General features: G+C 35.5%; 2 protein-coding genes. Both read right to left on the bottom strand.

Translation table 11 applies throughout. The features are described from left to right. Window positions 1–72 precede the first annotated feature (72 nt). Window positions 73–444, bottom strand: coding sequence for a hypothetical protein (locus J4P91_RS28665; protein WP_207996795.1), 372 nt, complete (start codon window positions 442–444; stop codon window positions 73–75). Between the two features lie 31 nt (window positions 445–475). Further along, window positions 476–1,000, bottom strand: coding sequence for a hypothetical protein (locus tag J4P91_RS28670; protein WP_207996794.1), 525 nt, complete (start codon window positions 998–1,000; stop codon window positions 476–478). Window positions 1,001–1,134 lie beyond the last annotated feature (134 nt).

Consider the following 1,134-nt stretch of genomic DNA (forward strand, 5'->3'; position numbering starts at 1 on the left):
TCCTAGAACTCACAACCTGTATGCCTATTTCCCTCTCCAAGGGTAAGCAGTTAGCTTTTGCTAGCTGCTCTTTTATTGCTTGTCCACCTCAACCCATTCGCCATCATATATCATCCAACCACCATGATCATATAAATCTTCTTGAAGCTTTCTTTTACTTTGTTTCTCACTTTCGATACGCTCTATAATTTTTCTTAGTGATTCTTGTGCTTTTATATAATCGCTTTCCAACTTCATTATTTTCTTTTCACTATCTTCTACATAACGTATATATGCTTTGATTCTTTGTTCACTCCATTTAGTTTCTTTCTCTTCGATCGGCATAACAAAATGAACCACACCTGTATCTCTCGTTAACTGTTGCGCTTCTTCACAAGCTTTAAAATAGTCACTGTTAGTTATCATTACTTCTCCAGTCCGCACTAAATAAACTCCGTATTCCATATCTATTCCCCTTTTCTACAATCTGAAATTTTTATTGTATTTTGTATGATCCATAAATTTCAGATTGATATTTTCGTTGTGTCTCCCGATCTTTCCATAAATGCTGATCAAAAGTTACTACATTACCTTTAATCCATGACCCTTCACGATAATTAACATAATCAATTGCGAATTTATGACCTTTATACTCAACATGACATCGTGGCATGTGTATTCGACACCAAGGCTTGTCCACTGTTTCGTAGAATGGTGAGTATATAGATGGTAGTAACTCAGCATAACGACCACCATCTATAATGACTTCACCTAATTTTGCGCTACCTATGATATTCTTCTTATCTATTGTGTAAGGCCTGTAATAATCAGTCCCTAACCACTCAAGGTAATCATCAAAGTTAAACACTGGACTAGATGGATTAATAATCCTATGTTTAAATTGACGACACACATTGTTCTTCTCGCTTATTTTAATTTGATCGTTTTTTAACAGCTTACATGCCCCATCTTTAAAATATTTACATTGGCCACAATTAACTCGGCAACCATCATATTTCATATTCGTTATTCATCCTCTTCAAGTTCTGTAACAGTTATATAGTTTGTAGCCTTCTTCCTCTCTGCCAATCTCCTTTGATACGCCTGTGTAGTGTAAAAGTATACTGTTTCAGGAAGTACGCCCATATGTTGAGC

It is taken from the genome of Bacillus sp. XF8 (assembly GCF_017498755.1).
Lineage (GTDB): Bacteria > Bacillota > Bacilli > Bacillales > Bacillaceae_G > Bacillus_A > Bacillus_A bingmayongensis.

Excerpts from the sequence above, each read along its gene's own strand:
- J4P91_RS28665 (WP_207996795.1), bottom strand. The coding sequence starts at position 444 with ATGGAATACGGAGTTTATTTAGTGCGGACTGGAGAAGTAATGATAACT.
- J4P91_RS28670 (WP_207996794.1), bottom strand. The coding sequence starts at position 1,000 with ATGAAATATGATGGTTGCCGAGTTAATTGTGGCCAATGTAAATATTTT.